Here is a 23575-nt window from a genome sequence, read left to right as displayed (position 1 = left end):
CCACCGGTCTAGGGTCGGTTCCGTGTTCGCCATGTTGCTGGGGGTCGCCGCGCTCTGGGGCGCCGCGACCGGACTGCTGGTCCCTCGCGCCGCCTACCGGTTCTCGGTCGAACCGGACGACGCATGGCGGGACACCTGCCCCGCCGGCCACCCCTTCAGCGGGGTGGCCCGCGGCTGGCTCGGTTCTCCCCGGTGCGCTGCGTGTGCCGGGGTACGAACGGCCCCGCGGGCGGCGGCGGTTGCCGCTACCGTGCCGGATGCGGGCAGTGGTGAAGCCGGGAGAACGGCTGAGCGTTACGCCCCCTCCCTCCTCGCCCCCGTCGTGACCGCCCTCGGCTGCACCACCCTGGCCGCGGCCACCGGACTCCGCCCCGAACTCGTCGTCTGGCTGCTGCTCGCCCCTGTCGCCGTGCTTCTCGCCACCATCGACCGCCGCGTCCACCGGCTGCCCGACCAGCTGACGCTGCCGCTCGCCGGCGCGGCCGCGCTGCTCCTGGGCGGTGCGGCACTGCTTCCGGAGCATGCCGGATCGTGGACCTCCGCACTGCTCGGCGGGCTCGCGCTCGGCGGCTTCTACCTCCTGCTCTTCCTGATCAACCCGAACGGGATGGGCTTCGGCGACGTCAAGCTCGCCCTGTCGCTGGGCGTGGCCCTCGGCTGGTACGGGTGGGCGATCGTCTGCGCGGGAGGCTTCGCCGGGTTCGTGTTCGGCTCGGTGTACGGGTTCGGGCTGATGATCCTGCGACGGGCCGGGCGCAAGACGGGCATCCCGTTCGGGCCGTTCATGATCGGGGGCGCCCTGCTCGGGCTCCTGCTGGGCGGTCTCGCCGCCTGACGGCCTCCCGTACCGCTCACGGACCGCCGGAAACGGGGCACCCGGAATCCGGTCGCGTCCGCGGGCGCACCGGTGACACCATCCCCGTATGCCTGGAACACCCGAAGAGGAACGCGCACGCTTCGACGCACTCGTGGCCGAGGCCGATGCCGTCTCCGTCGACGGCTGGGACTTCTCCTGGCTCGACGGCCGGGCCACCGAACAACGCCCCTCCTGGGGCTACGCGCACGCCATGGGGGAGCGGCTGGGCCGGGCTCACGCCGCCCTCGACATCCAGACCGGCGGCGGCGAGGTCCTCGCCTCCGCCCCGAAGCTGCCTCCGCTCACCGTCGCCACCGAGTCCTGGCCGCCGAACATCGCGCGCCACCGCCCGCCTGCACGCGCTCGGCGTCGTCGTGGTCGCCGATGCGGACGAGCCGCCGCTGCCGTTCGGGGACGCCGCCTTCGACCTGGTGACCAGCCGTCACCCGGTGACCACCTGGTGGACGGAGATCGCCCGCGTCCTGCGGCCCGGCGGCACGTACTTCTCGCAGCAGGTCGGTCCGGCCAGTGTCTTCGAACTCGTCGAGCACTTCCTCGGCCCGCAGCCGCCCGAGGTACGCGGATCCCGCGATCCGCAGCGGGCCGGCGCCGAGGCGGAGGCGGCCGGGCTCGAGGTCGTCGATCTGCGGCTGGAGACGCTGCGTACCGAGTTCTTCGACATCGGCGCCGTCGTCTACTTCCTGCGGAAGGTGATCTGGATGGTGCCCGGCTTCACGGTCGAGCGGTACCGGCCGCAGCTGGCCGCGCTGCACCATCTCATCGAGACGGACGGGCCGTTCGTCGCGCACACCACCCGCTTCCTGATCGAGGCCCGCAAGCCGCGGTAGGCGGTCGGCGCCGCCCACACCCTCCTCGACGAGATTCCGGACGGCGCGACGGTGCTGGTCCTGACTCTGGCACTCGCGGGCTGCGGAAGGGTGCGGACCCCGAGCGCCGGGCCGACCGTCGCGGCCCCCGCCCCTGTCTCGGCCTCCGCCACGACGGCGACCGCGCCCACGGCCCCGGCTGCCGCGAGCACCTCCGCCACCACGACGGCCGGCTCCCCGCCCGTCGGGGCGAGCCCGTACCAGGAACCCGGCACCGTGGACGGCGCGCCGCACTACAAGGAGAACCACGCCTTCCAGCAGGCGCGCGAACTGTCCCCGGCCGAACGGGCCGTGGCCGATGCGCGGGCCGCGAGGATCAAGGAGGCACTGACCCCGGCGGCCCAGGACCCGCACACCACCGAGTCCGGCATCCGCAAGGTCCTCACCGGACTCGGTTACGCCTCCGGGGCCATCACCACCGGCTCCTGGGGCCACGACAACGCGTACCTGATCGACAACGGCCCGATCTGTCTCGAAGGCGTCGTGTACGTCGCGGTGGAGGGCGCGAGCCGCGGCCAGGTCACGGCCGAGGCGCACGGCCGCTACATCGAGGGCACCGGCTGCGTGAAGCCGGAGGGCGGTCACTGACCTCCGGCAGACGGTGCCCGGCGTCAAGCCGACGCCTCCGGCACCCCACCCGCCTCATGCGCTCCCTCCACCCCTCGGATGCCGTGCTCGGACCGGAGTCCACCGAATTCGGAGAGTAATTGTCGAGTGGCGTGGCACGCAGCATCACTCACGAAGGGTTATGGTGGAAACCCCCCCTCGGGCCGGTCCGTATCCCCCCCACGGACCGGCCCGTTTTTTGTACCCGCCCGGCGAAGACCGGACTCTCAGCCCCGTCCGGCCCAGATGTTGGTGCCGGCGGTGTCCACGGCGAAGGTGTCGATCTCCTTCAGTTCCTCGGCCGACAGCGCCGGTCCGGCGAGCGCCGCGACGTTCTCCTCCAGCTGCTTCACGCTCGAAGCGCCGATCAGGGCCGACGTCATCCGGCTGTCCCGCAGCACCCAGGTGAGCGCCAGCTGAGCGAGTGACTGGCCGCGCCGCCGCGCGATGTCGTTCAGTCCGTTCAGCCGGCGGATCACCTCGTCCGAGAGCAGGTCCGGGTCGAGGGACTTGCCCTGGGTGGCGCGCGAACCCTCCGGGATGCCCTTCAGGTACTTGTTCGTGAGCAGCCCCTGGGCGAGCGGCACGAAGGAGATGCAGCCCATGCCGGCCTCCTCCAGCGTGTCGAGCAGCCCGTCGTCCTCGGTCCAGCGGTTGATCATCGAGTAGGACGGCTGGTGGATCAGAGCCGGCACGCCCATCTCCTTGAGCAGCGCGGCTGCCTCGGCGGTCTGCTCCGAGTTGTACGAGGAGACGCCCGCGTACAGCGCCTTGCCCTGCTGCACGGCGGAGGCCAGCGCACCCATGGTCTCCTCGAGCGGAGTGTCCGGGTCGAAGCGGTGCGAGTAGAAGATGTCGACGTAGTCGAGCCGCATCCGCTTCAGTGAGGCGTCGAGCGACGACAGCAGATACTTGCGGGAGCCCCATTCGCCGTACGGGCCGGGGTGCATCTCGTACCCGGCCTTGGTCGAAATGATCAGTTCGTCACGGTACGGGGCAAAGTCCTGCTGGAAGAGCTTTCCGAAGTTGAGCTCGGCGGAGCCGGGCGGCGGCCCGTAGTTGTTGGCCAGGTCGAAGTGGGTCACGCCGAGGTCGAAGGCGCGGCGCAGGATCGCCCGCTGGGAGTCCAGGGAGCGGTCGTCGCCGAAGTTGTGCCACAGGCCGAGCGAGACGGCGGGGAGCTTGAGGCCGCTGCGGCCGGTGCGGCGGTACTCCATGGAGTCGTAGCGCGAACCGGCGGCCCGGTAGGAGAGAGAAGAATCGTTCACGTTTCCCTCCCTATCACGGACTTGTGACAGGCCGGGTTGGGCCGGTGCGGTGCCTGCGCAGTAATGTGGCGGCTTCGGGGACTGCCACGGCACGGCGGAGCAACGGACTCTGCGGACCGGTGTGACGATCCCCACGGGGTCGGCCCCGGACCCCGGGCAATGGGGCAGGAGGGCCCGCACAGAACCGAGAGGTGAACTCAGTGAACTTGCGCGACCTGGTGTACGGGCTCTACGCACGCCGGGTGGAGGCCCGCCTCGACCACGCCCAGGTGCCCAAGCACATCGGTGTCATCCTCGACGGCAACCGGCGCTGGGCGAAGGCGTCCGGCGGCACGGCCGCGCAGGGGCACCAGGCGGGTGCGGACAAGATCCAGGAGCTTCTCGGCTGGTGCAGTGAGACCGATGTCGAGGTCGTCACCCTGTGGCTGCTGTCCACGGACAACTTCGACCGGCCCGAGTCCGAGCTGACACCGCTCCTCAGCATCATCGAGAACACCGTGCGCGACCTCGCGGCGGACGGCCGGTGGCGCGTCCACCACGTCGGCACCCTCGACCTGCTGCCCGCGCACACACAGACCGTCCTCAAGGAGGCCGAGCAGGCCACGGCCGGGGTCGACGGAATACTGGTCAATGTCGCCGTCGGCTACGGCGGGCGGCAGGAGATCGCGGACGCGGTCCGGTCGCTGCTGCTCGACCACTCGTCCAAGGGGACGTCCTTCGAGGACCTGGCGGAGATCGTCTCCACCGACCTGATCTCGGAGCACCTGTACACGCGAGGGCAGCCGGATCCGGACCTGGTGATCCGCACGAGCGGCGAACAGCGGCTGTCCGGCTTCATGCTCTGGCAGAGCGCGCACTCCGAGTACTACTTCTGCGAAGTCTTCTGGCCGGCGTTCCGCAAGGTCGACTTCCTCCGCGCGCTGCGCGACTACGCCGCCCGAGGCCGCCGCTTCGGCGGCTGACGCCGCCCATCTCCTCCATGAAGCCTCTTCAGCCGGGTGGGCCTGGACCCGTGTGCCCGGCCGGGGCCCGGGTGTCGGGGCGGGTCCGAAAACCCAGACTGTCCGGCGTTTGAGGACGGAACCCTTCGGCCGGGTGGACCTGAACCCGCGTGCCCGGGGCGCTGCCTCCGGACGGCCCACATCGTGGGCCCGAACCCACGCGCCCTGGGGTACCACTCCCGGCTCACCCGCGCCCCCGGCGCGGCATGGCTTCGCGTGTTCGAGGGAATACCCCTGGCAGGTCGACGTCCGGTCAAAAACCAGGCGGACGTCGTGTCCAAGTGAGCGGCATGGAGTCCGCTCGCCCGGGAGGCCCTTTGCACACGAAGGACCGTACATACTGTGCGGCTGACACGGAGGGCCGGCACTCGGCTCGTGCAAGAGGGGCGCAGCCCGGTCCGTTCTCTCCCTTTGGGATGCTCCGCGACACCGTCGCACCCCAACCTCGTCCGAGGGGGTACGTCCTTCCGTGGTGACCAGCACAAAGCGCCGCATGCCCGACAGGCGCACCTATGTTCTCGACACCAGCGTCCTGCTGGCCGATCCGAACGCCATGGCCCGCTTCGACGAGCACGAAGTCGTGCTCCCGATCGTCGTGGTCACGGAACTGGAGGCCAAACGGCACCATCCGGAGCTCGGCTACTTCGCCCGGCAGGCCCTGCGCCTGCTGGACGACTTCCGGGTCCGGTACGGCCGGCTGGATGCCCCGATTCCGCTCGGGGATCTCGGCGGGACGCTGCGCGTCGAACTCAACCATTCCGACCCCGGCGTACTGCCCGCCGGCTACCGGTTGGGGGACAACGACTCACGGATTCTCGCGGTCGCGCGCAATCTCCAGGCCGAGGGGTACGACGTCACGGTCGTCTCCAAGGATCTGCCGCTGCGCATCAAGGCATCCTCGGTCGGCCTCCTCGCGGAGGAGTACCGCGCCGAGCTCGCCGTCACCGACTCCGGCTGGACGGGCATGTCGGAACTGCCCCTCTCCGCCGAACAGGTGGATCTGCTCTTCGGAGAGGAGACGCTCTACGTCCCCGAGGCCGCCGACCTGCCCGTGCACACCGGACTGGTCCTGCAGTCCGAGCGCGGCAAGGCGCTCGGCCGGATCACCGCCGAGGGCAATGTGCGCCTCGTCCGCGGCGACCGGGAGGCCTTCGGGATCCATGGCCGCAGCGCCGAGCAGCGCATCGCTCTCGATCTGCTGCTCGACCAGGACGTCGGCATCGTGTCGCTGGGCGGCCGGGCCGGCACCGGCAAGTCGGCGCTGGCGCTCTGCGCCGGTCTGGAGGCCGTCCTGGAGCGGAGGCAGCATCAGAAGGTGATGGTCTTCCGGCCGCTGTACGCGGTCGGCGGCCAGGAGCTCGGCTATCTCCCCGGCACCGAGGCCGAGAAGATGAGCCCGTGGGCGCAGGCCGTCTTCGACACGCTCTCGGCGGTCGCCGGGCGCGAGGTGATCGAGGAGGTGCTGGGGCGCGGGATGCTGGAGGTTCTGCCGCTCACCCACATCCGGGGCCGCTCGCTCCACGACGCGTTTGTGATCGTCGACGAGGCGCAGTCGCTCGAACGGAACGTCCTGTTGACTGTTCTGTCCCGGATCGGGGCGAATTCCCGAGTGGTGCTCACGCATGACGTGGCGCAGCGGGACAACCTCCGGGTCGGCCGGTACGACGGAGTCGTCGCCGTGGTCGAGAAGCTGAAGGGCCATCCGCTCTTCGCGCATGTCACGCTCACCCGTTCCGAGCGCTCGCGGATCGCCGCGCTGGTGACCGAAATGCTGGAGGAAGGCCAGATCTGATACGGGATACGACCATTGATGCCGCCCGGCGAGCCCAAGAGCATAGCCGGGCGGCATCGTGCTGCGGCACCTTTTTCGTAAAACACGTGGACCGAACGAGGTGTGAGCTTTCACACGCAACGGAGAATTGCTTCGCGACGGCCCGTTCCGGCAGAGTCTTGCTTCCGTCAGGCCCCGCATACGGCAAACCCGCACCTCCAGAGGTGCCACGCATCAGACAACTCAACAATCGCCGTCCGTATGCCGCCCGCGAGCACCACGCGGCACTCCTCCAGGGGAGTCGCCCACCGGGCCCGTGCCTCCCGTGACCCAAGCAGTAGGGAGGCCAGTGTCAGGGGCACGATTGCGCCCGCGAGGTCACCTAAGCGGGCGATGCTGGAAGGACACCGTGTGAGCCGGATCTCGGTCCGGGGGTTCGCCGTGGCATCTGCCACTGCGGTCACCACCGTCGGCGCCGTCGTAGGCGTTGCATCGGGCAGCACTCCTGCTGCCGACGACAACAACTTCGAGGCGACCGCAGCCGACACGACGCTTCTCGCCGACATCCCCGCGGGCCAGCAGGCCCAGGTGCAGACCGCCTCGTTGACGCAGCAGGCGGACGCCCAGGCGTCCGCAGCCGACGCGGCAGCGAAGAAGTCCGTGGAGGAAGCGGCCCGCATCCAGGCCGCCAAGGACGCCCAGTCGAAGAAGCAGGCGGCCGAGGACAAGCTGGAGAAGGAGCGTCAGGCCAAGGCGGACGCCGAGCGTGCCAGCCGGTCCGCGGTGCGTTCCGCCTCCGCCTTCGCCACGCAGAGCTCGTACACCGTGGCCGAAGTCCAGGCGATGGCGCGGCAGATGGTTCCCGGCGACCAGTTCCAGTGCTTCAGCAACATCGTGAACCACGAGTCGACTTGGAACTACCGGGCGAGCAACGCGTCCTCCGGTGCGTACGGTCTCGTCCAGGCGCTCCCCGGTTCCAAGATGGCGTCCGCCGGTGCCGACTGGCAGACCAACCCGGCCACCCAGATCAAGTGGGGCCTCGGCTACATGGACGGCCGCTACGGCTCCCCGTGCGGTGCCTGGTTGTTCTGGCAGGCGAACCACTGGTACTAGAACCTTCCGAGGTTCCGGTCTCAACCTTGCGAAGCCCCTCACCGTCCTACGGTGAGGGGCTTCGCGCGTGTACCGTCGTCCGGAACGACTCCGGGGGGAGTGGTGGGGAGAGAACTCGGGGGTGGAGAAACACTCATGTCGAAACTGCCAGGATGGCTCGGGCGGCTGGGCGCCGAACTGAGCGAGCTGGGCGACCGCCTGGAGGAACGTCGCGTCGCGGCGGAGGCCGAGGGGGATGTCGAGGGGGACAGGGACGGGCCGGCCGAAGTCCCGGTCGCTGTCGTCGCCGCGGTGTCCACCGCCGAAGACCGGTCCATCGCCTCCGGCCGGGTCCCGGCGCCGCCCGCCTACGCACCCGCGGTCGCCGCCCGCCCCGATCCGGTCTCGGCGATCCCCTGGGGGATGCGCGTCGCGGCCGAGGCCGGCTGGCGGCTGCTCGTCCTCGCGGGCACGCTCTGGGTGCTGATGAAGGTCATCAGCGCTGTACAGCTGGTGGTGCTGGCGTTCGTCGCCGCGCTGCTCGTCACCGCGATGCTGCAGCCGACCGTCTCCCGGCTGCGGCGGTACGGGCTGCCGCGGGGTCTCGCCACCGCCGTCACCGCGATCCTGGGCTTCGTCATCATGGGCCTGGTCGGCTGGTTCGTGGTCTGGCAGGTCATGGACAACCTCGACATTCTCTCCGACAAGGTGCGGGACGGTATCGACGAGTTGAAGCGATGGCTGCTCGACAGCCCCTTCCATGTCACCGAGCAGCAGATCAACGATGTCGCGAAGAATCTCAGCGACACCATCGGCACCAACACCGAGGAGATAACCTCCGCCGGACTCCAGGGCGTCACCGTGATGGCGGAGGTCCTCACCGGGTTGCTGCTGGCGATGTTCTCGACGCTCTTCCTGCTGTACGACGGGAAGCGCATCTGGCACTGGGTGCTGAAGCTGGTGCCCGCGCAGGCACGGCCGGGTGTCGCGGGCGCCGGGCCACGTGCCTGGCGGACGCTGACCGCCTATGTGCGGGGCACGGTGCTGGTCGCCCTGATCGACGCGATCTTCATCGGGCTCGGTATCTGGTTCCTCGATGTGCCGATGGCGGTGCCGCTCGCCGTCTTCATCTTCCTCTTCGCCTTCATCCCGCTCGTCGGCGCGGTGATGTCCGGAGCGCTCGCGGTGGTCGTCGCACTGGTCACCGAGGGCGTGTTCACCGGGCTGATGGTGCTGGTCGTGGTGCTGGCCGTGCAGCAGATCGAGGGCCATGTACTGCAGCCGTTCATCCTCGGCCGTGCGGTACGCGTCCACCCGCTCGCCGTCGTCCTCTCGGTCGCCGCGGGCGGCATGATCGCGGGCATCGGCGGTGCGGTCGTCGCGGTGCCGCTGGTCGCCGTCACCAACACGGTGGTCGGCTATCTGCGGGCGTACGGGCAGGAGGAGGCGCTGCGGCACCCACCGCAGCCGCGGGGCGCCTCGGCCGTCGGCGTCGCCCCGGCCCGGGCGCCGGGACCGCCACCCAAGGACCACGGCGACGGCGACGCCGAAATGGAAGCGGCGCAGCCGGCGACGGAGTAGGGCAGAAAGAAGGGCCCCGAGGACGGTCGGTCGTTCTCGGGGCCCTTCTCGTATCAGGGGTGCTGCTGTTACTGATCGGCGAGCACGGCCTCGGCTTCGAGGGTGACGCCGACCGCCTGGATCACCGAGGCGATCTTGACGGCTTCCTGAATGGTCTCACGGTCCACGCCGGCCTTGCGCAGCACCTGCTCGTGGGAGTCCAGGCACTGGCCGCAGCCGTTGATCGCGGAGACGGCGAGCGACCACAGTTCGAAGTCGACCTTCTCCACGCCCGGCTTGCCGATGACGTTCATCCGCAGACCCGCACGGAGCGTCCCGTACTCGGGGTCCGACAGGAGGTGCCGGGTCCGGTAGAAGACGTTGTTCATCGCCATGATGGCGGCCGCCGACTTCGCCGCGGTGTACGCCTCGGCGGAGAGGTTGGCCTTGGCCTCCGGCTCCAGCTCGCGCAGCACCTTCGTCGAGCGCGAGGCGATCGCGCAGGCGAGGACGGTGCCCCACAGCTGCTGCTGGGGGAGCTCGCTGTTCCCGATGACCGAACCGAGGTTCAGCTTCAGGTCCTTGGCGAAGTCCGGAACAGCGGCCTTCAGTTCGTCGAGTGCCATGTCGGTGTCAGCTCACTCGCCGGAGAGGAGCGCGACCGGGTCCAGGGTGTTCTCGCCCTTGGTCCAGTTGCACGGGCACAGCTCGTCGGTCTGCAGGGCGTCGAGGACCCGGAGGACCTCCTTGGGGTTACGGCCCACGGAACCGGCGGTCACCATGGTGAACTGGATCTCGTTGTTCGGGTCGACGATGAAGACGGCGCGCTGAGCGAAGCCGTCCTCGCCCTCGATGCCGAGGTCACGCATGAGCTCGTGCTTCGAGTCGGCCATCATCGGGAAAGGCAGGTCGGTCAGGTCCGGGTGGTCCTTGCGCCAGGCGTGGTGCACGAACTCGGAGTCACCGGAGAAGCCGAGGACCTGGGCGTCACGGTCGGCGAACTCGTCGTTCAGCTTGCCGAAGGCGGCGATCTCGGTGGGGCACACGAAGGTGAAGTCCTTCGGCCACGCGAAGACGATCTTCCACTGACCCTCGTAGGTCTTGTGGTTGATCTGCTCGAACTCCTTGCCGCTCTCCAGCGAGACACAAGCAGTCAGGTCGAACTCGGGGAACTTGTCACCGACAGTGAGCACGCGCTCTCCTTGCAGCGTAGGAATTCCCTTTTATGGGAGTTCCTGAGGGTTGGACGGTGTCCACCATGACACAGAGGGCATTGATCGCGGAAATAGCTACACTTGGTCGTGATGATCGGAGGTGCCTATCAGTGGCGCAGAGTAACCAGGGTAATCGCCCCAAGCAGCCCAGTCTGTCGCAGCTGCGCGCCTTCGTGGCCGTGGCCGAACATCTGCACTTCAGGGATGCGGCGGCAGCAATCGGGATGAGTCAGCCCGCGCTCTCCGGAGCCGTGTCCGCGCTGGAGGAGACGCTCGGTGTCCAGCTCATCGAGCGTACGACGCGCAAGGTGCTGCTCTCGCCCGCCGGGGAACGGCTCGCGGTGCGGGCCCGGGTGGTGCTGGAGGCCGTGGGCGAGCTGATGGAGGAGGCCGAGGCGGTCCGGGCGCCGTTCACCGGAGTGCTCAGACTCGGTGTGATCCCGACCGTCGCCCCGTATCTGCTGCCGGCCGTGCTGCGGCTGGTCCACGACCGCTATCCGGAGCTCGACCTCCAGGTGCACGAGGAACAGACCTCGTCGCTGCTGGAGGGGTTGGCCGCCGGGCGGCTGGACCTGCTGCTGCTCGCCGTACCTCTCGGGGTGCCTCAGGTGACCGAACTCCCGCTCTTCGACGAGGACTTCGTACTGGTGATGGAGCGGGACCACTGGCTGGGCGGCCGGTCCGACATTCCGCGCGAGGCGCTGCGCGAACTGCCGTTGCTGCTGCTCGACGAGGGGCACTGCCTGCGCGACCAGGCCCTCGACATCTGCCGGGAGGCGGGCCGTACGGAGGGGGCGCCGGTCACCACGACCGCGGCCGGGCTTTCCACGCTGGTGCAGCTGGTCGCGGGCGGACTCGGGGTGACACTGCTGCCGCGTACCGCCGTGACCGTCGAGACCGCCCGCAACGACGCGCTGACCACTGGGTACTTCGCGGAGCCCGCGCCGTCGCGGCGGGTGGCGCTGGGCATGCGGACAGGGGCGGCCCGACAGGGCGAGTTCGAGGAGTTCGCGGCGGCGCTGCGGGAGGCGATGAAGGCGCTGCCGGTACGGGTGACGACGGGCGCGTAGAGCAGGAGGAAGGGGTGCGGTCCCGCCGAGGGACCGCACCCCCTGCGGCTACCGCGCCATCACTCCGTGCGCAGGCCGTCCGGCCGCATCAGCCGCCACAGCGACGGCAGCGAGACCAGCGTCACCAGCAGGATCAGTGCCGCTCCCGCGCCGGTCATCGGGAGGAACAACCACCAGTCGGTCACCTTCTTGGCGACCATCCAGATCATCGCCGCACCCAGGCCGAGACCGCCTGCGACGGCCACCACCAGGCCGATGACCACGGGTACGGCGGTCTGCCAGAGAACCGACCAGCCGAGCGTGCTCCGCCGGGTGCCGAAGGCGACGAGGACCGAGAGCAGCCGCTTGCGCTCCCGGAGCTGTTCCAGCTGCGAGACCAGCATCGCGGCGGCGATCAGCAACAGGGTCGCGGTCGCGCCGACCTGGAGACCGGTCTGCACGCTGGCGTACTGCCGGTCGCGGGCCACCGACTTGAGGGTCACGACCCTCATCCCGGGGTCGAGCCGCGCGGCCGTGTTCCGTACGTACTCGGCGACGTCCTTGACGCTCTCGTCGACCCGGATCTGCGCCTTGGTCTGCGCGTGCGGCAGGGTGCTCGGGTCGATCGCGCCGGCCGTCGCCATGCGGCGGTCGCCGCCGAAGCGCACGGCCGTCGCGATGAAGATCGCGACCGGCACCAGCAGCACCACGCAGATCATGATGATCAGCACGATGAGAATGGGCGGCATCTCCTCGGCCGGGCCCGGGTTGCCGTAACCGGCGATCCGGTGGCCGCCGTTGGCGGGGGTCAGGGTGTCGCTGCCCACGTAGAAGAGCAGCTCGCCCGGGGAGACCAGGCCGGCGTCGGCGATCGTGTCGGTGATCCGGTACGGCAGCCGCTCCTTGAGGAGGCTGCCCTCCGAGGAACCCAGCAGCTCCTTCAGAGCGGGGGAGACCACCATCTCGTCCGCGGCGGGGAAGCCTGCGACGCCCGGCGGGACGACCGGGTGGGCACCGTCCGCGCGCATCAGGAAGCCACCTATGGAGCGGCCGCGGTACTCCGTCTCTGCGCTGATCCGGAGCACCGAGGTGTCCGACTTCTTGGCCGTGACGTCGGGTGATTCGGAGATCTTGGTCTCGGCGCGGGCCTGATCGCGCGCGGAACGCTCGTCGAGCAGGTGTGGTGCGGAGGCGGCGACCAGCAGCAGCGCCACCCCGAGGCCGACGCCGACGGCGGTCAGCAGGGTGCGGGTCCAGCCCTCGCGCCCGCCGGAGACGGCGAACCGGATGCCGAGACCGAGATCGCGCAGCAGCGCTTGTGCAGGTCGTGGGCGGTCAGCAGGGAACCGGCGGGGGTCACGGGTCCACCACCTTGGCGAGCTGGCCGAGTCGCGCGGCGGTCAGTTCCAGCCAGCGGAGGTCGGCTTCGAGGTGGAACAGCGCGTGGTCGCAGATCAGCTGGTCGGCCAGGTCGCCCTTGCGCTTGCGGTCGGTGAGGATGCGCATCAGGCGCAGGTGCTCGGAGCGCTGGGCGTCCAGCAGACCGGCGGCGCTGCGGCCGGTGAGCAGGGCCAGGACGACCTTGGTGTAGAGCGTCGACTGGAGATACGGCTCCGGCTTCTCGGGCTGGGCGAGCCAGGCCGAGACGTCGGTGATCCCGGCCTCGGTGATGGCGTACCGCTTGCGCTCGGGACCGCCGCCGCTCTCGATGCCGTCGACCTCGACGAGGCCGTTCTTGAGGAGCCGGGACATGGTCGAGTAGACCTGCCCGTAGTGCAGGGGGCGGTCGTGGCCGAACTTCTCGTCGAACGTGCGCTTGAGGTCGTAGCCGTGGCGGGGGCCGGACTCCAGGAGTCCCAGCAGGGTGTGGCCGATAGACATGTCCAGCACTATACGCGGCGTGTATACATGGGGTGTATACATGATCCCGGGCCGACCCGATGAGCCTTCCCGTACCCCTTTCCGGAACCGTGCGCGCTGCCGGCGCCCCCTGGCCCCCGGTCCTCGAGTGCCGGACGGCCAGGGCCTGGTACGGGGTGCCCGTATTGAGCGCCGGCTGCGCCGCTCGGTCTCCGCGCAGCACGACCATCGGATTGCTGACGGGTCCGGCATCGCGGGGGGCGGGTCGGTGCGCGAAGCGGGATGGCCGGTCATGGAATCGCCCTGTTTGTCTGGTTAAAAGTACGAGCAATCTGATATCGGATTAGCTGTTCTCGCAACCATGCGCACCCCTGGTGAGTCGGTTCCCTAAGGAATGGGTGCTGATTGTCACGTCCGCAAAGGACCGGATCTCTTGCTTTTTGTCCCCACCGACAGTGTTAGCTGGCTGGGCCGAGGGGGATCCGGACGAGCAGAGAAACAGGGAGCAACACAGCGATGGGTCGAGCGGATGCGCGACGAGCCCAGCAGCGCGATGCGCGACGGGCTACGAAGAGCGGCGGCATACGCAGACTCTTCACGTGGAAGAAACTGCTGGGCACCTTCTTCGGGTTCTGCCTGCTCGGCATGGGCGCGTTCCTCGTGCTCTACATGATGGTGGACGTACCCGAGGGCAACGCCCAGGCCAAGCTCCAGAGCAACGTCTACAAGTACCCCGACGGCACCGTGCTGGCCCGCACGGGCAAGGTCAACCGCGAGATAGTGGGCCTCTCCCAGGTCCCCAAGGACGTGCAGCGGACCTTCGTCGCCGCGGAGAACAAGTCCTTCTACACGGACCAGGGCGTCGACTTCAAGGGCACCGCGCGCGGTCTGATCAACACGTTGTCCGGCAAGGGCAAGCAGGGTGGCTCGACCATCACCCAGCAGTACGTCAAGAACTACTACCTGGACCAGGACCAGACGGTCACCCGCAAGCTCAAGGAGCTGGTGATCTCCCTCAAGGTCGACCAGCAGAAGAGCAAGGACGACATCCTCGCCGGGTACATCAACACCAGCTACTACGGTCGCGGCGCCTACGGCATCCAGGCCGCCGCGCAGGCGTACTACGGCAAGGACGCCAAGGACCTGGACGTCAACGAGGGCGCCTACCTCGCGGCGCTTCTGCAGGCACCCAGCCAGTACGACTGGGCCGTGGCCACGCCCACGGGCAAGCGCCTGGTCAAGGAGCGCTGGAACTACGTACTGAACAACATGGTCGGCGAGCACTGGCTGGACGCCGGCAAGCGCCAGGGGCTGGAGTTCCCGGTGCCGCACGACCCCAAGCCCGCGGACGGTCTCACCGGCCAGAAGGGCTACATCGTCAACGCGGCGCGGGCCGTGGTGCAGAAGCAGGAGCACCTCACCGACGAGCAGTTCGACGCGGGCGGCTGGACCATCACGGTCAACATCGACAAGAAGAAGCAGAAGCAGCTGGAGCAGTCGGTCAACGCCAGGCTGACCAGCAAGCTCGACACGAAGGGCCGCAGCGTCGACAAGGACGTGCAGGCCGGCGCGGTCTCGGTGGATCCGAAGACCGGCGCGGTCGTCGCCCTGTACGGCGGCACCGGACTGACCGAGCACTGGACGTCGAACGCCACCCGGCGCGACTACCAGCCCGCCTCCACCTTCAAGCCGATCATCCTCGCCGCGGCGCTCGACCAGGAGGCCCAGACGCAGGACGGGCAGCCGATCACCGCCAACACCCGGTATGACGGCAACAGCCGGCGCCCGGTCCAGGGCAGTGACATCGCCTTCGCGCCGCCCAACGAGGACAACGTGAACTACGGCCCGGTCACCGTCCAGACGGCGATGAACAAGTCCATCAACTCCGTCTTCGCGCAGATGGGCGTGGACGTCCACATGGACAAGGTGATGGAGACCGCGGGCAAGCTCGGCATGAACGTCGAGGGCCTGCCGGTCGTGCCGGCGCAGACCCTCGGCTCGATGGGCGCGAGCCCCATGGAGATGGCCGGGATCTACGCGACGCTCGACAACCACGGCAAGAAGGTCACCCCGTCGATCGTGAAGTCCGCCTCCCGGCAGGGCGGCGCCCCGATCGCGCTGCCCGACCCGATCGGCGGGCAGGTGATCAGCCGCCAGGCCGCGGACTCGGTGACCTCGGTGCTGACCGGCGTGGTCGACGACGGCACGGCCCGGGTCTCGGTGCGCGACGCTCCGGGCCGCGGCGGCCAGCAGGTGGCCGGCAAGACGGGTACCTCGGACAACAACAAGTCGGCCTGGTTCACCGGCTACACCCCGAAGCTCGTCACCTCGGTCGGTCTCTTCGGTCAGGCCGCCGAGACGCACAAGGGGGCCGACGGCAAGCTGATCCAGAAGGATTCGCAGGTGACCCTGAAGGGTGCCGCGGGCGGCGGCCGCGTCAACGGCGGTGGCTTCCCGGCCGAGATCTGGGCGGACTACACGTTCCAGGTGATGGGCGGGACCAGCACCTTCGACCTCGACACGAACATGGGTGCGGCCGTGGCGCCGCCGCCGACCTCGACCTCGCCGAGCCCGAGCGGGCAGCCGTCGGAGTCGGCCAGCCCGTCGGGCGAGCCGTCCAGCGCGGCACCGTCCTCCGAGCCGCCGGCGGACAGTCCGCCCCCGTCGACGTCGTCCGACCCGACGCCCTCGGGCGACACGTCGAGCGGGCCGCCGACGGTGCCGAACCCGTCGGACAGCGCCGAAGTCCCGCTGAATCCGGCGAGCGGCAGGCAGAACAGCGGCTCGCAGGGCTGACGCGGCTCAGGCGCAGCTCACCCGGCTGATACGGCGAAGGGTGCCACGGATACGCTCCGTGGCACCCTTACGGCCTCCCCCGCGGTAGGGAGCGGGCTCCCGACGTCATGCGACTCCGCTTGCCGCGTTGTCGTCAGCCACCGACGCTCCGCGTCGACTCCCTCCTCCGCCTTGCCATCGAAGCCGCATGACGCCGCTCGCTGATCCACTCCCTACCGCGGGGGAGGCCGTCAGACGTGTGTCCGGCGTGCGCGGTCAGTCGCCGTTGACCTCCTTGGCGACCCGGTCGCCGAGGTCCTTGTCCACGTTGCGCCAGTACTGCAGCGCCCGTTCCAGGACCGGGCGGCTCACACCGTCCAGGAGATGGCCGGAAATGTTCGACACGAGCCGCTCGCGCGCTGCGTCGTCGAGCACCTTGCGGACCATGGTGCCCGCCTGGCCCCAGTCGTCGTCCTCGCGGTGCAGCTTGTACGCCTCGTGGACCATCTCGCCCGCCGTGGCCCAGCCCGCCGGGTCGCCGAAGCGCTCGGTGTCCGCGGCCGGTCCGCCGTACGAGTTCGGTGCGTAGACCGCTCCCGTGCGCGTCGGCTCGTACCGCATCGGGCCGTCCTTCGCGTACGAGTTCCGGCCGAAGCGCGGCCGGTTCGGCGGCAGCTGCGCGTAGTTCGGGCCGATCCGGTACCGGTGGGTGTCGGGGTACGAGAAGAGCCGGCCGAGCAGCATCTTGTCGGGCGACGGACCGATGCCGGGCACCAGGTTCGACGGCTCGAAGGACGCCTGCTCGATGTGGACGAAGAAGTCCTCGGGGTTCTCGTTCAGCGTCATCCGGCCGACCTCGATCAGCGGGTAGTCGCCGTGCGGCCACACCTTGGTCAGGTCGAACGGGTTGAACCGGTAGTCCGGTGCGTCGTCGAACGGCATCACCTGGACGTACAGCGTCCAGCTCGGGTGATCGCCGCGCTTGATCGACTCGAACAGGTCGCGGCGGTGGACGTCGCCGTCGATACCGGCGATCTCGTCGGCATCGGCCTGGGTGTAGAAGTCGATGCCCTGGTCGGTCTTGAAGTGGTACTTGATCCAGAACCGCTCGCCACCCGCGTTCACCCACATATAGGCGTGCGAGCTGTAACCGTTCATGTTGCGGTACGTCTTCGGGATGCCCCGGTCGCCCATCAGCCACGTCACCATGTGCGCGGACTCGGGGGAGAGGGTCCAGAAGTCCCACTGCATGTCGTGGTCGCGCATACCGCTTTCCGGGCGGCGCTTCTGCGAGCGGATGAAGTCCTGGAACTTCATCGGGTCCCGGACGAAGAAGATCGGCGTGTTGTTGCCGACCATGTCGTAGTTGCCGTGCTCGGTGTAGAACTTCAGCGCGAAGCCCCGGGGGTCGCGCCAGGTGTCGGGGGAGCCCTGCTCGCCGGCGACCGTGGAGAATCGGGCGAGCATGGCGGTCTGCTTGCCCGGTTGGAAGAGGTCCGCCTTGGTGAACTGGCTGACGTCGTTGGTCACGACGAAGGTGCCGTAGGCCCCGGAGCCCTTGGCGTGAACCACCCGTTCGGGGACCCGTTCGCGGTTGAACTGGGCCATCTTCTCGATGAGGTAGTGGTCCTGGAGCAGGATCGGCCCGTCGGATCCGACGGTGAGCGAATGTTCGTCGCTCTCGACCGGGATCCCGGCGTTGTTCGTGGTGTAAGGAGTGTTCCTGGTTTCCTCGGACACGAGCGTCCTCCCGTCGGTGCGGGGTGTCGGTCAAATCGTCCAGGCGGCGCCCGGTCACGACTGAAGTCAACTCCGACGACGGGAGGATGGCAACATGTGGAGATCGTCCCGACTTGTCCAAATGTGGCGAGGCGCTCTTACTGGCTGCGGGTCGGCATCTCGAACCAGACGACCTTGCCGGTCGACAGCCGGGTCGCTCCCCACCGCCTGGCCAGCCGGTTCACCAGGAACAGTCCGCGGCCGCCCTCGTCCATGTCGCGTGCCCGGCGCTGCCGGGGCAGCTGCGGGGCGTCGTCACCGACCTCGCAGCGCAGGATGTCGGTCCGCAGCAGCCGCAGCGTGACCGGCCGCTCCGCGTAGCGCACGGCATTGGTGACCACCTCGCTGACCAGCAGCTCCACCGAGTCCGAGAGCTCGTCCAGCCCCCACCGGCTGAGCGCCCTGCGGGCCAGTCGGCGGGCCCGTCCGGGGGCGGAGTCCTCCGGTTCAAGGAACCAGTACGCGACATCGCTCGGCGCGATCCCGTCGAAGCGGGCGGCGAGCAGCGCGATGTCGTCGTCCCGGTCGCCGGGGCCGAGCATGTCGAGCACGTCGTCGCAGAGCGCCTCCAGCGGCGGCGAATGGTCCGGTCCGGTGAGCCGGGCGGTGGCGGCGAGCCGCTCGCGCAGCTGCTCGATCCCGGTCCAGACGTCCCGCAGTCGGGACTCCACCAGACCGTCGGTGTACAGCAGCAGCGTCGCGCCCGAGGGCGCGTCCAGCTCGACCGCCTCGAAGTCGACCCCGCCGACGCCGATCGGGGCACCGGGCGGCACCCGAAGCACCTCGGCGCGGCCGCCCAGGTGAAGCAGGACGGGCGGCGGGTGCCCGGCGTTGGCGATGGTGATCCGGTGCGCGACCGGGTCGTAGACCGCGTACAGGCAGGTCGCCATGCGGTCGCTGCCGAGCCGCTGCGCCTGCTCGTCGAGGTGGTGCAGGACCTCCTGCGGCGGCAGGTCGAGCCCGGCGAGGGTCTGCGCGGTGGTACGCAGCTGCCCCATGATCGCCGCGGAGGTCATGGAGTGGCCCATGACGTCGCCGACGACCAGGGCGACCCGGCTGCCGGGCAGCGGGATCGCGTCGTACCAGTCGCCGCCGACCCGGGCGGTCTCGGCGGCCGGGAGGTAGCGGGAGGCGAGCCGGACACCGGTGGGCTGCGGCAGCGAGTCGGGCAGCATGGTGCGCTGCAGCTCGTCGGCGATGTACGCCTCGCGCCCGTACAGCACCGCCTTGTCGATGCCGAGCGCGGTGTGCGTCGCCAGCTGTGCGGCGACCAGCAGATCGTTGGCCTCGAAGGGAGGCCGCTCGGTCCCGCGCAGGAAGACGGCAGCACCGATCACCCTCCGGCGGCCGCGCAGCGGGGCGAGGATCGCCCGGTGTCCGGAGGGCACGGCGCGCCCGGCGCCGAGCAGCTCGGGCAGGGCGACGCGAGCCGTCGCGGAGTCGCCGAAGACGGGCCGTACGCCGCGCAGCACCTCGGCGAGCGCGCCGCCCGCCCGGACCTCGCAGAGCTCGGCCGCGGGCATCAGATCGGCGTGCGGGTCGAGGGCGGGCAGCCGCAGCCGCTCGCTTTCCGCGGAGGGGGGAACATCGGACTCGTCGTCGCTTAAACGCAGCCGGTCGGACCGGCGCAGCCGCAGCACGAACGGGGTGACGGGGCGCTCGTCGCCGACCGGGAGCGGGTCGCGGAGGTAGACGAGTATGGCGTCGGAGAACGTCGGCACGCTGGCCCGGCACAGCCCCAGGACGATCTCGTCCAGGTCTATGCCGCGGGCGATCCGGCGGGTCGCGGCGCCCACGAAGCGCAGCCGGTCGCCCTCGCGGCGGGCCACCGCCTGCGGGTCCGGTCCGGCCGCGGCGGCGCTCGGCGCGGTCGCCGGGTTCGGTGCGCCGGCGGGGCCGGCAATCGCCGTGGGATTCGAGCCGGAGCCGGGCGCCGGGGCCGGCCCCGGGATCGCTGCGGCGGTGGGCGCGGCATCCTGTTGCCGCGGCCGGGCGCGTTCCTGCGACCGGGCGGCGAGAGGCTGCCGGCCTTCGTGGGAGGTGGGGTGCTCCGTCACGCGTGGGGTTCCGTCCGTCCGGGCCGGTTGTATGAGGCAATCACCTTGTGGGGCGCCACTGTGCCCCGGCAGGAGCGACGATGACAACGGCTGTCACCGCATGCCCCGCTCGGCGGGGCCGAAACCGTATGCCTGCGAGGTGTGCAAGTGACAATGTTTCCGGCGCGTGGGCGGCGGACAGTGTGCACGTCTCCACCCCCTCGTCGTGGTCCATGCGGTTCTTGCGACTCATGCAACTGATGCGGCTCATGAAGATGGTGCAACTCGTGCGATGACTTGCGGTCAGGTCCTGCGCCGCGCCCGCCGGTTGAAGCGGAGCAGCCCTCCGGAGGGCGATCCTACGTTTGCCCCCCTGGGGTGCATCAAGGGTCTCACGACGGCATATGCGAGGGCGTACGGTCCCAGTCATCCGGCAGCACGGGTACCCGCCACCGTGGATCGGGCCGCCAGTTCTCCCAGCCGTCCCGGAACGGGGCCCCCCACGCGTCGATCACGCGGACGGCCGCGCGGCCCGCCTCCCGTACCCGCCGCGCGGTGTCCCGGTCCATCAGCCCGACCCGCTGCGCCTGCGCGAACTCGTCCTCGTCCAGCCAGCGCCAGCTGTGGTCGGGGTTGACGGCGATGTCCAGGAAGTGATCCTCGGAGTCGATGCCGCCCGCCCAGCGGGTGCGCGGTTCCTCCAGGTTCACGTACCAGTTGCGAAAGCTCCAGCCGCGGTCCCAGAACAGCCAGACCGACCAGGGTTCGTCGGGCCGGGCGAGCTTGAGCACGCCCGTGCCGAACCAGGTCGAACGGGCGGTGGTACGGGGCGCGGTGTACCGGGTGACGAGCGGCTCGGCGTGCACATTGGTGCCGTCGGCGAGGACCGGCTTCACGCACTCGGTGCCGGGTGCCATCCACACGGCGAGCAACTCGGCGGTGTCCTGGACCACGGTGACGGGACGGCAGATGTGGACCGGGCTGTGGGCGCGGCCGGGCGACCGCGGACCGTTGCCGCGGTAGCGCCACAGAATCTGATCACCCGGCGCCCAGTACGTGGTCTCTCCGGGCTCGACCTCTGCGCGCTGGATGTCTCCGGTACCTGCCATGAGTCTCCTAGCGAGGGAACCACCGGCTTCGGCCGGCGGGGGAATCGCTTCCCCGGTCCGTGGTAATTTTTGCGCGTCCCGCGAGGGACCGGTTCGGGCTGGACCGCAACCTTCGGGTTGGAAGCCCCCTCCTTCAGGTGGGGGAGCGGAGTCACGGAGAGATCTTAGGGATGCGGCCGCCCGGCCGCTGCGATCCACGTCACGGCCGGGTCATACGCAACACGTCGAGTGCCTCGTCGAGCTGTTCCACCGTGAGATCGCCGCGCTCCACATACCCCGAGTCCAGCACCACTTCGCGGATCGTCCGCCGCTCGGCGAGCGCCTTCTTGGCGACCTTCGCCGCCTCCTCGTAGCCGATGTACTTGTTCAGCGGCGTGACGACGGACGGCGAGGACTCCGCGTACTCCCTGGCCCGCTCCACGTCGGCGGTGATGCCGTCGACGGTGCGGTCCGCCAGCAGCCGGGAGACGTTGGACAGCAGCCGGACGGACTCCAGCAGATTCTTCGCGATGACCGGAAGCATGACGTTCAGTTCGAAATTACCCGCAGCGCCCGCGACGGCGACCGTCGCGTCGTTCCCCATCACCTGGGCCGCCACCATCAGCACGGCTTCAGGAATGACCGGATTCACCTTCCCCGGCATGATCGACGAGCCCGGCTGGAGGTCGGGAAGGCTGATCTCGGCCAAACCGGTGCGCGGCCCGGAGGCCATCCAGCGCAGATCGTTGCAGATCTTGGTGAGCGAGACGGCGATCGTACGGAGCTGGCCGGACGTCTCGACGAGCCCGTCCCTTGCGCCCTGCGCCTCGAAGTGGTCACGGGCCTCGGTGAACGGCAGTCCGGTGACACGGGCGACCTCGGCGATCACGGCGGCGGAGAAGCCGGGCGGGGTGTTGATGCCGGTGCCGACGGCCGTGCCGCCCAGCGGCAGCTCGGCGAGGCGCGGCAGTGATGCGTACAGCCGCTCGATGCCGTACCGGATCTGCGCCGCGTAGCCGCCGAACTCCTGTCCCAGCGTCACCGGAGTGGCGTCCATCAGATGGGTACGTCCCGACTTCACGACCGCCGCGAACTCGAGGGACTTGCGCTCCAGGGCGGCCGCCAGATGATCCAGCGCCGGGATCAGCTCGCCCGTGACGGCCGCGGTCGCGGCGATGTGGATGGAGGACGGGAAGACGTCGTTGGACGACTGCGAGGCGTTGACGTGGTCGTTGGGGTGGACGTCGCGGCCGAGGCGTTCGGTGGCGAGGGTGGCCACGACCTCATTGGTGTTCATGTTGGAGGACGTGCCGGACCCGGTCTGGAAGACATCGATGGGGAAGTGCGCGTCCCAGCGGCCCTCGGCGACCTCGGCGGCCGCGTCCTGGATCGCGGCGGCGATGTCCGGGTCGAGGACCTTCAGCTCGGCGTTGACCTTCGCCGCGGCCGCCTTGATCCGGGCCAGGGCCTCGATATGGGCCCGCTCCAGGCGCTGGCCGGAGATCGGGAAGTTCTGCACGGCGCGCTGCGTCTGGGCCCGCCACCGGGCATCCGCGGGGACCTTGACCTCGCCCATCGAGTCGTGCTCGATGCGGTAGTTCTCTCCAGCTGTGCCGCTGTTCGCCGGGACCTGCGCGTTGTCCATGGGGTTCAACCTCCTGAAAAAGTTGAGCACTTGTCTTGTTCTGTGTATTCCCAAGTCGCCTACCGACCAGTAAATACCGGGGGTAACCACAACCAGGGGAGGCGCAATGAGGCGCACCAGGCACAGACTTCGCCGTACGGTCGCGGCTGCCGCGGCCATGGCGGCGGCGTTCGGCGCAATGGCCGCGGCCGCCGGACCCGCAGGCGCGGCAGACCGGTCCGGCACCACCACTACCGCATCGACCCCCCTCCCGCCCGAGCTGGAGGCCATCCGCGCCGCCGAAGCCACCCAGCTGTACGGGAGCCCGGCCGAGCGCCCGCTCGCCGACCGCAGGACCGGGCTGATCTCGCTCGGCGACAGCGAGATCTCCGGCGAGGGCGTCGGGACGTACGAGGCGGGGACGAACGGTCCCGACAACTGGTGCCACCGCTCACCCGACTCCGCGATCCACCGCACCGGCATTCCGGCCGACGTCACGTACAACGTCTCCTGCTCCGGCGCGTACACCGGCAACATCGTCATGGGCGGCTCGAAGCAGTACGCCGACGAACTCGTGCAGAGCGACAACCTCGCCATCAAGGCGCGCAACACCCGCATCAAGATGATCGTGCTCGTGGCCGGCGCCAACGACGACCTCCAGTTCGGCCCGGTCATGACGGACTGCGTCGAACGCTGGGTCCTCCTCCAGGGCACCTGCCGGCCGAAGTACGAGGGCGGCTGGCAGGCCCGTGTCGACGGACTCGTCCCCAAGGTCGAGAAGACCGTCCGCGACCTGAAGACCGTCATGTCCGACGCCGGCTACGCGAGCAGCGACTACAAGCTCGTGGTCATGGGCTATCCGAGCCCGATCGGCCCGGACTTCTACGACAACCCGAACTTCCCCGGCAAGCTTCCCGGCGGCTGCGCCGGATACGACTCCGACGCCGCCTGGGGCCGGAACGTCGCCGTCCCCGCCTTCGAGCGCGGGATGCGGCAGGCCGCCGCCGACACCGGCGCCGTCTACCTCTGATCTTGGCCAGTGCTCCGCCCTTCAGGGCGGGGGTGAAGGCCATCCTTGGCCCGGAGGCGCGCAGCGCCGGAGTGCTCTT

17 protein-coding genes and 2 pseudogenes are annotated in these 23575 nt (G+C 69.6%); 10 read left to right on the top strand and 9 right to left on the bottom strand.

Translation table 11 applies throughout. From position 1 onward, the window contains the following. Positions 1–31: 31 nt before the first annotated feature. The 3 genes and pseudogenes from ACGFSA_RS30775 to ACGFSA_RS30765 all read left to right on the top strand — a co-directional run bounded on the left by ACGFSA_RS30775 (position 32) and on the right by ACGFSA_RS30765 (position 2331). Positions 32–835, top strand: coding sequence for a prepilin peptidase (locus ACGFSA_RS30775; RefSeq protein WP_393309328.1), 804 nt, complete (start codon positions 32–34; stop codon positions 833–835). An 88-nt stretch (positions 836–923) separates the two neighbouring features. Further along, positions 924–1704: pseudogene (locus tag ACGFSA_RS30770) on the top strand (class I SAM-dependent methyltransferase). Positions 1705–1755: 51 nt separating this feature from the next. Then, positions 1756–2331, top strand: coding sequence for a hypothetical protein (locus tag ACGFSA_RS30765; RefSeq protein ID WP_393309319.1), 576 nt, complete (start codon positions 1756–1758; stop codon positions 2329–2331). Between the two features lie 245 nt (positions 2332–2576). Here the strand turns inward: ACGFSA_RS30765 and mgrA are convergent, their stop codons facing one another. Continuing rightward, positions 2577–3617: an L-glyceraldehyde 3-phosphate reductase gene (gene mgrA, locus ACGFSA_RS30760; protein WP_393309318.1), complete on the bottom strand. Its 1041-nt coding sequence runs from the start codon at positions 3615–3617 to the stop codon at positions 2577–2579. 200 nt (positions 3618–3817) lie between these two features. Here mgrA and ACGFSA_RS30755 point away from each other — a divergent pair, with 200 nt between their 5' ends. The 4 genes from ACGFSA_RS30755 to ACGFSA_RS30740 all read left to right on the top strand — a co-directional run bounded on the left by ACGFSA_RS30755 (position 3818) and on the right by ACGFSA_RS30740 (position 9062). Then, a complete protein-coding gene (locus ACGFSA_RS30755) occupies positions 3818–4579 on the top strand; it encodes an isoprenyl transferase (RefSeq protein ID WP_393309317.1) in 762 nt (253 codons plus the stop codon). A gap of 508 nt (positions 4580–5087) precedes the next feature. Further along, entirely contained in the window at positions 5088–6410 is a 1323-nt protein-coding gene (locus ACGFSA_RS30750) for a PhoH family protein (RefSeq protein WP_393309316.1), read from the top strand. A gap of 390 nt (positions 6411–6800) precedes the next feature. Next, on the top strand, positions 6801–7502 hold the full coding sequence (locus ACGFSA_RS30745; RefSeq protein ID WP_393309315.1) for a lytic transglycosylase domain-containing protein: 702 nt from the start codon (positions 6801–6803) through the stop codon (positions 7500–7502). 135 nt (positions 7503–7637) lie between these two features. Continuing rightward, complete coding sequence (locus tag ACGFSA_RS30740) at positions 7638–9062, top strand: AI-2E family transporter (protein WP_393309314.1); 1425 nt, start codon at positions 7638–7640, stop codon at positions 9060–9062. Positions 9063–9130: 68 nt separating this feature from the next. On the opposite strand, the gene ACGFSA_RS30735 is transcribed toward ACGFSA_RS30740, so the two are convergent. Both ACGFSA_RS30735 and ACGFSA_RS30730 read right to left on the bottom strand, forming a co-directional pair. Next, entirely contained in the window at positions 9131–9667 is a 537-nt protein-coding gene (locus tag ACGFSA_RS30735; RefSeq protein WP_393309313.1) for an alkyl hydroperoxide reductase, read from the bottom strand. Positions 9668–9679: 12 nt separating this feature from the next. Beyond that, a complete protein-coding gene (locus tag ACGFSA_RS30730) occupies positions 9680–10234 on the bottom strand; it encodes a peroxiredoxin (protein WP_393309312.1) in 555 nt (184 codons plus the stop codon). Positions 10235–10365: 131 nt separating this feature from the next. On the opposite strand from ACGFSA_RS30730, the gene ACGFSA_RS30725 reads away from it, so the two are divergent. Further along, entirely contained in the window at positions 10366–11325 is a 960-nt protein-coding gene (locus ACGFSA_RS30725) for a hydrogen peroxide-inducible genes activator (protein ID WP_393309311.1), read from the top strand. Between the two features lie 59 nt (positions 11326–11384). On the opposite strand, the gene ACGFSA_RS30720 is transcribed toward ACGFSA_RS30725, so the two are convergent. Together ACGFSA_RS30720 and ACGFSA_RS30715 are read right to left on the bottom strand one after the other, a co-directional pair. Continuing rightward, a complete protein-coding gene (locus ACGFSA_RS30720) occupies positions 11385–12617 on the bottom strand; it encodes an FtsX-like permease family protein (protein WP_393309327.1) in 1233 nt (410 codons plus the stop codon). A gap of 43 nt (positions 12618–12660) precedes the next feature. Next, positions 12661–13185 (bottom strand): PadR family transcriptional regulator, encoded by a 525-nt coding sequence (locus ACGFSA_RS30715; RefSeq protein ID WP_393309310.1) that lies wholly within the window; start codon positions 13183–13185, stop codon positions 12661–12663. A gap of 495 nt (positions 13186–13680) precedes the next feature. Here ACGFSA_RS30715 and ACGFSA_RS30710 point away from each other — a divergent pair, with 495 nt between their 5' ends. Next, the gene (locus tag ACGFSA_RS30710; RefSeq protein WP_393309309.1) at positions 13681–15960 is read left to right on the top strand and encodes a transglycosylase domain-containing protein; all 2280 of its coding nucleotides are present in this window, start codon (positions 13681–13683) and stop codon (positions 15958–15960) included. Between the two features lie 255 nt (positions 15961–16215). On the opposite strand, the gene ACGFSA_RS30705 is transcribed toward ACGFSA_RS30710, so the two are convergent. From ACGFSA_RS30705 to ACGFSA_RS30690, 4 genes are all read right to left on the bottom strand, one after another. Continuing rightward, positions 16216–17679, bottom strand: coding sequence for a catalase (locus tag ACGFSA_RS30705; RefSeq protein WP_366694744.1), 1464 nt, complete (start codon positions 17677–17679; stop codon positions 16216–16218). Positions 17680–17816: 137 nt separating this feature from the next. After that, a complete protein-coding gene (locus ACGFSA_RS30700) occupies positions 17817–19775 on the bottom strand; it encodes a SpoIIE family protein phosphatase (protein ID WP_393309308.1) in 1959 nt (652 codons plus the stop codon). 371 nt (positions 19776–20146) lie between these two features. Then, positions 20147–20863: a DUF402 domain-containing protein gene (locus ACGFSA_RS30695; RefSeq protein WP_393309307.1), complete on the bottom strand. Its 717-nt coding sequence runs from the start codon at positions 20861–20863 to the stop codon at positions 20147–20149. Between the two features lie 199 nt (positions 20864–21062). Continuing rightward, positions 21063–22487, bottom strand: coding sequence for a class II fumarate hydratase (locus tag ACGFSA_RS30690; protein ID WP_393309306.1), 1425 nt, complete (start codon positions 22485–22487; stop codon positions 21063–21065). A 106-nt stretch (positions 22488–22593) separates the two neighbouring features. Here ACGFSA_RS30690 and ACGFSA_RS30685 point away from each other — a divergent pair. Further along, positions 22594–23493 (top strand): annotated as a pseudogene (locus ACGFSA_RS30685) (hypothetical protein); the annotation flags it as partial. Between the last annotated feature and the right edge of the window lie 82 nt (positions 23494–23575).

Origin of the sequence: Streptomyces sp. NPDC048496 (assembly GCF_043200055.1) — a bacterium.
Lineage (GTDB): Bacteria > Actinomycetota > Actinomycetes > Streptomycetales > Streptomycetaceae > Streptomyces.
This window is presented reverse-complemented; position numbering and strand designations above follow the sequence as displayed.

Coding starts and splice junctions, on each gene's coding strand:
- ACGFSA_RS30775 (WP_393309328.1), top strand. CDS start 32: ATGTTGCTGGGGGTCGCCGCGCTCTGGGGCGCCGCGACCGGACTGCTG.
- ACGFSA_RS30740 (WP_393309314.1), top strand. CDS start 7,638: ATGTCGAAACTGCCAGGATGGCTCGGGCGGCTGGGCGCCGAACTGAGC.
- ACGFSA_RS30735 (WP_393309313.1), bottom strand. CDS start 9,667: ATGGCACTCGACGAACTGAAGGCCGCTGTTCCGGACTTCGCCAAGGAC.
- ACGFSA_RS30715 (WP_393309310.1), bottom strand. CDS start 13,185: ATGTCTATCGGCCACACCCTGCTGGGACTCCTGGAGTCCGGCCCCCGC.
- ACGFSA_RS30710 (WP_393309309.1), top strand. CDS start 13,681: ATGGGTCGAGCGGATGCGCGACGAGCCCAGCAGCGCGATGCGCGACGG.
- ACGFSA_RS30695 (WP_393309307.1), bottom strand. CDS start 20,863: ATGGCAGGTACCGGAGACATCCAGCGCGCAGAGGTCGAGCCCGGAGAG.
- ACGFSA_RS30690 (WP_393309306.1), bottom strand. CDS start 22,487: ATGGACAACGCGCAGGTCCCGGCGAACAGCGGCACAGCTGGAGAGAAC.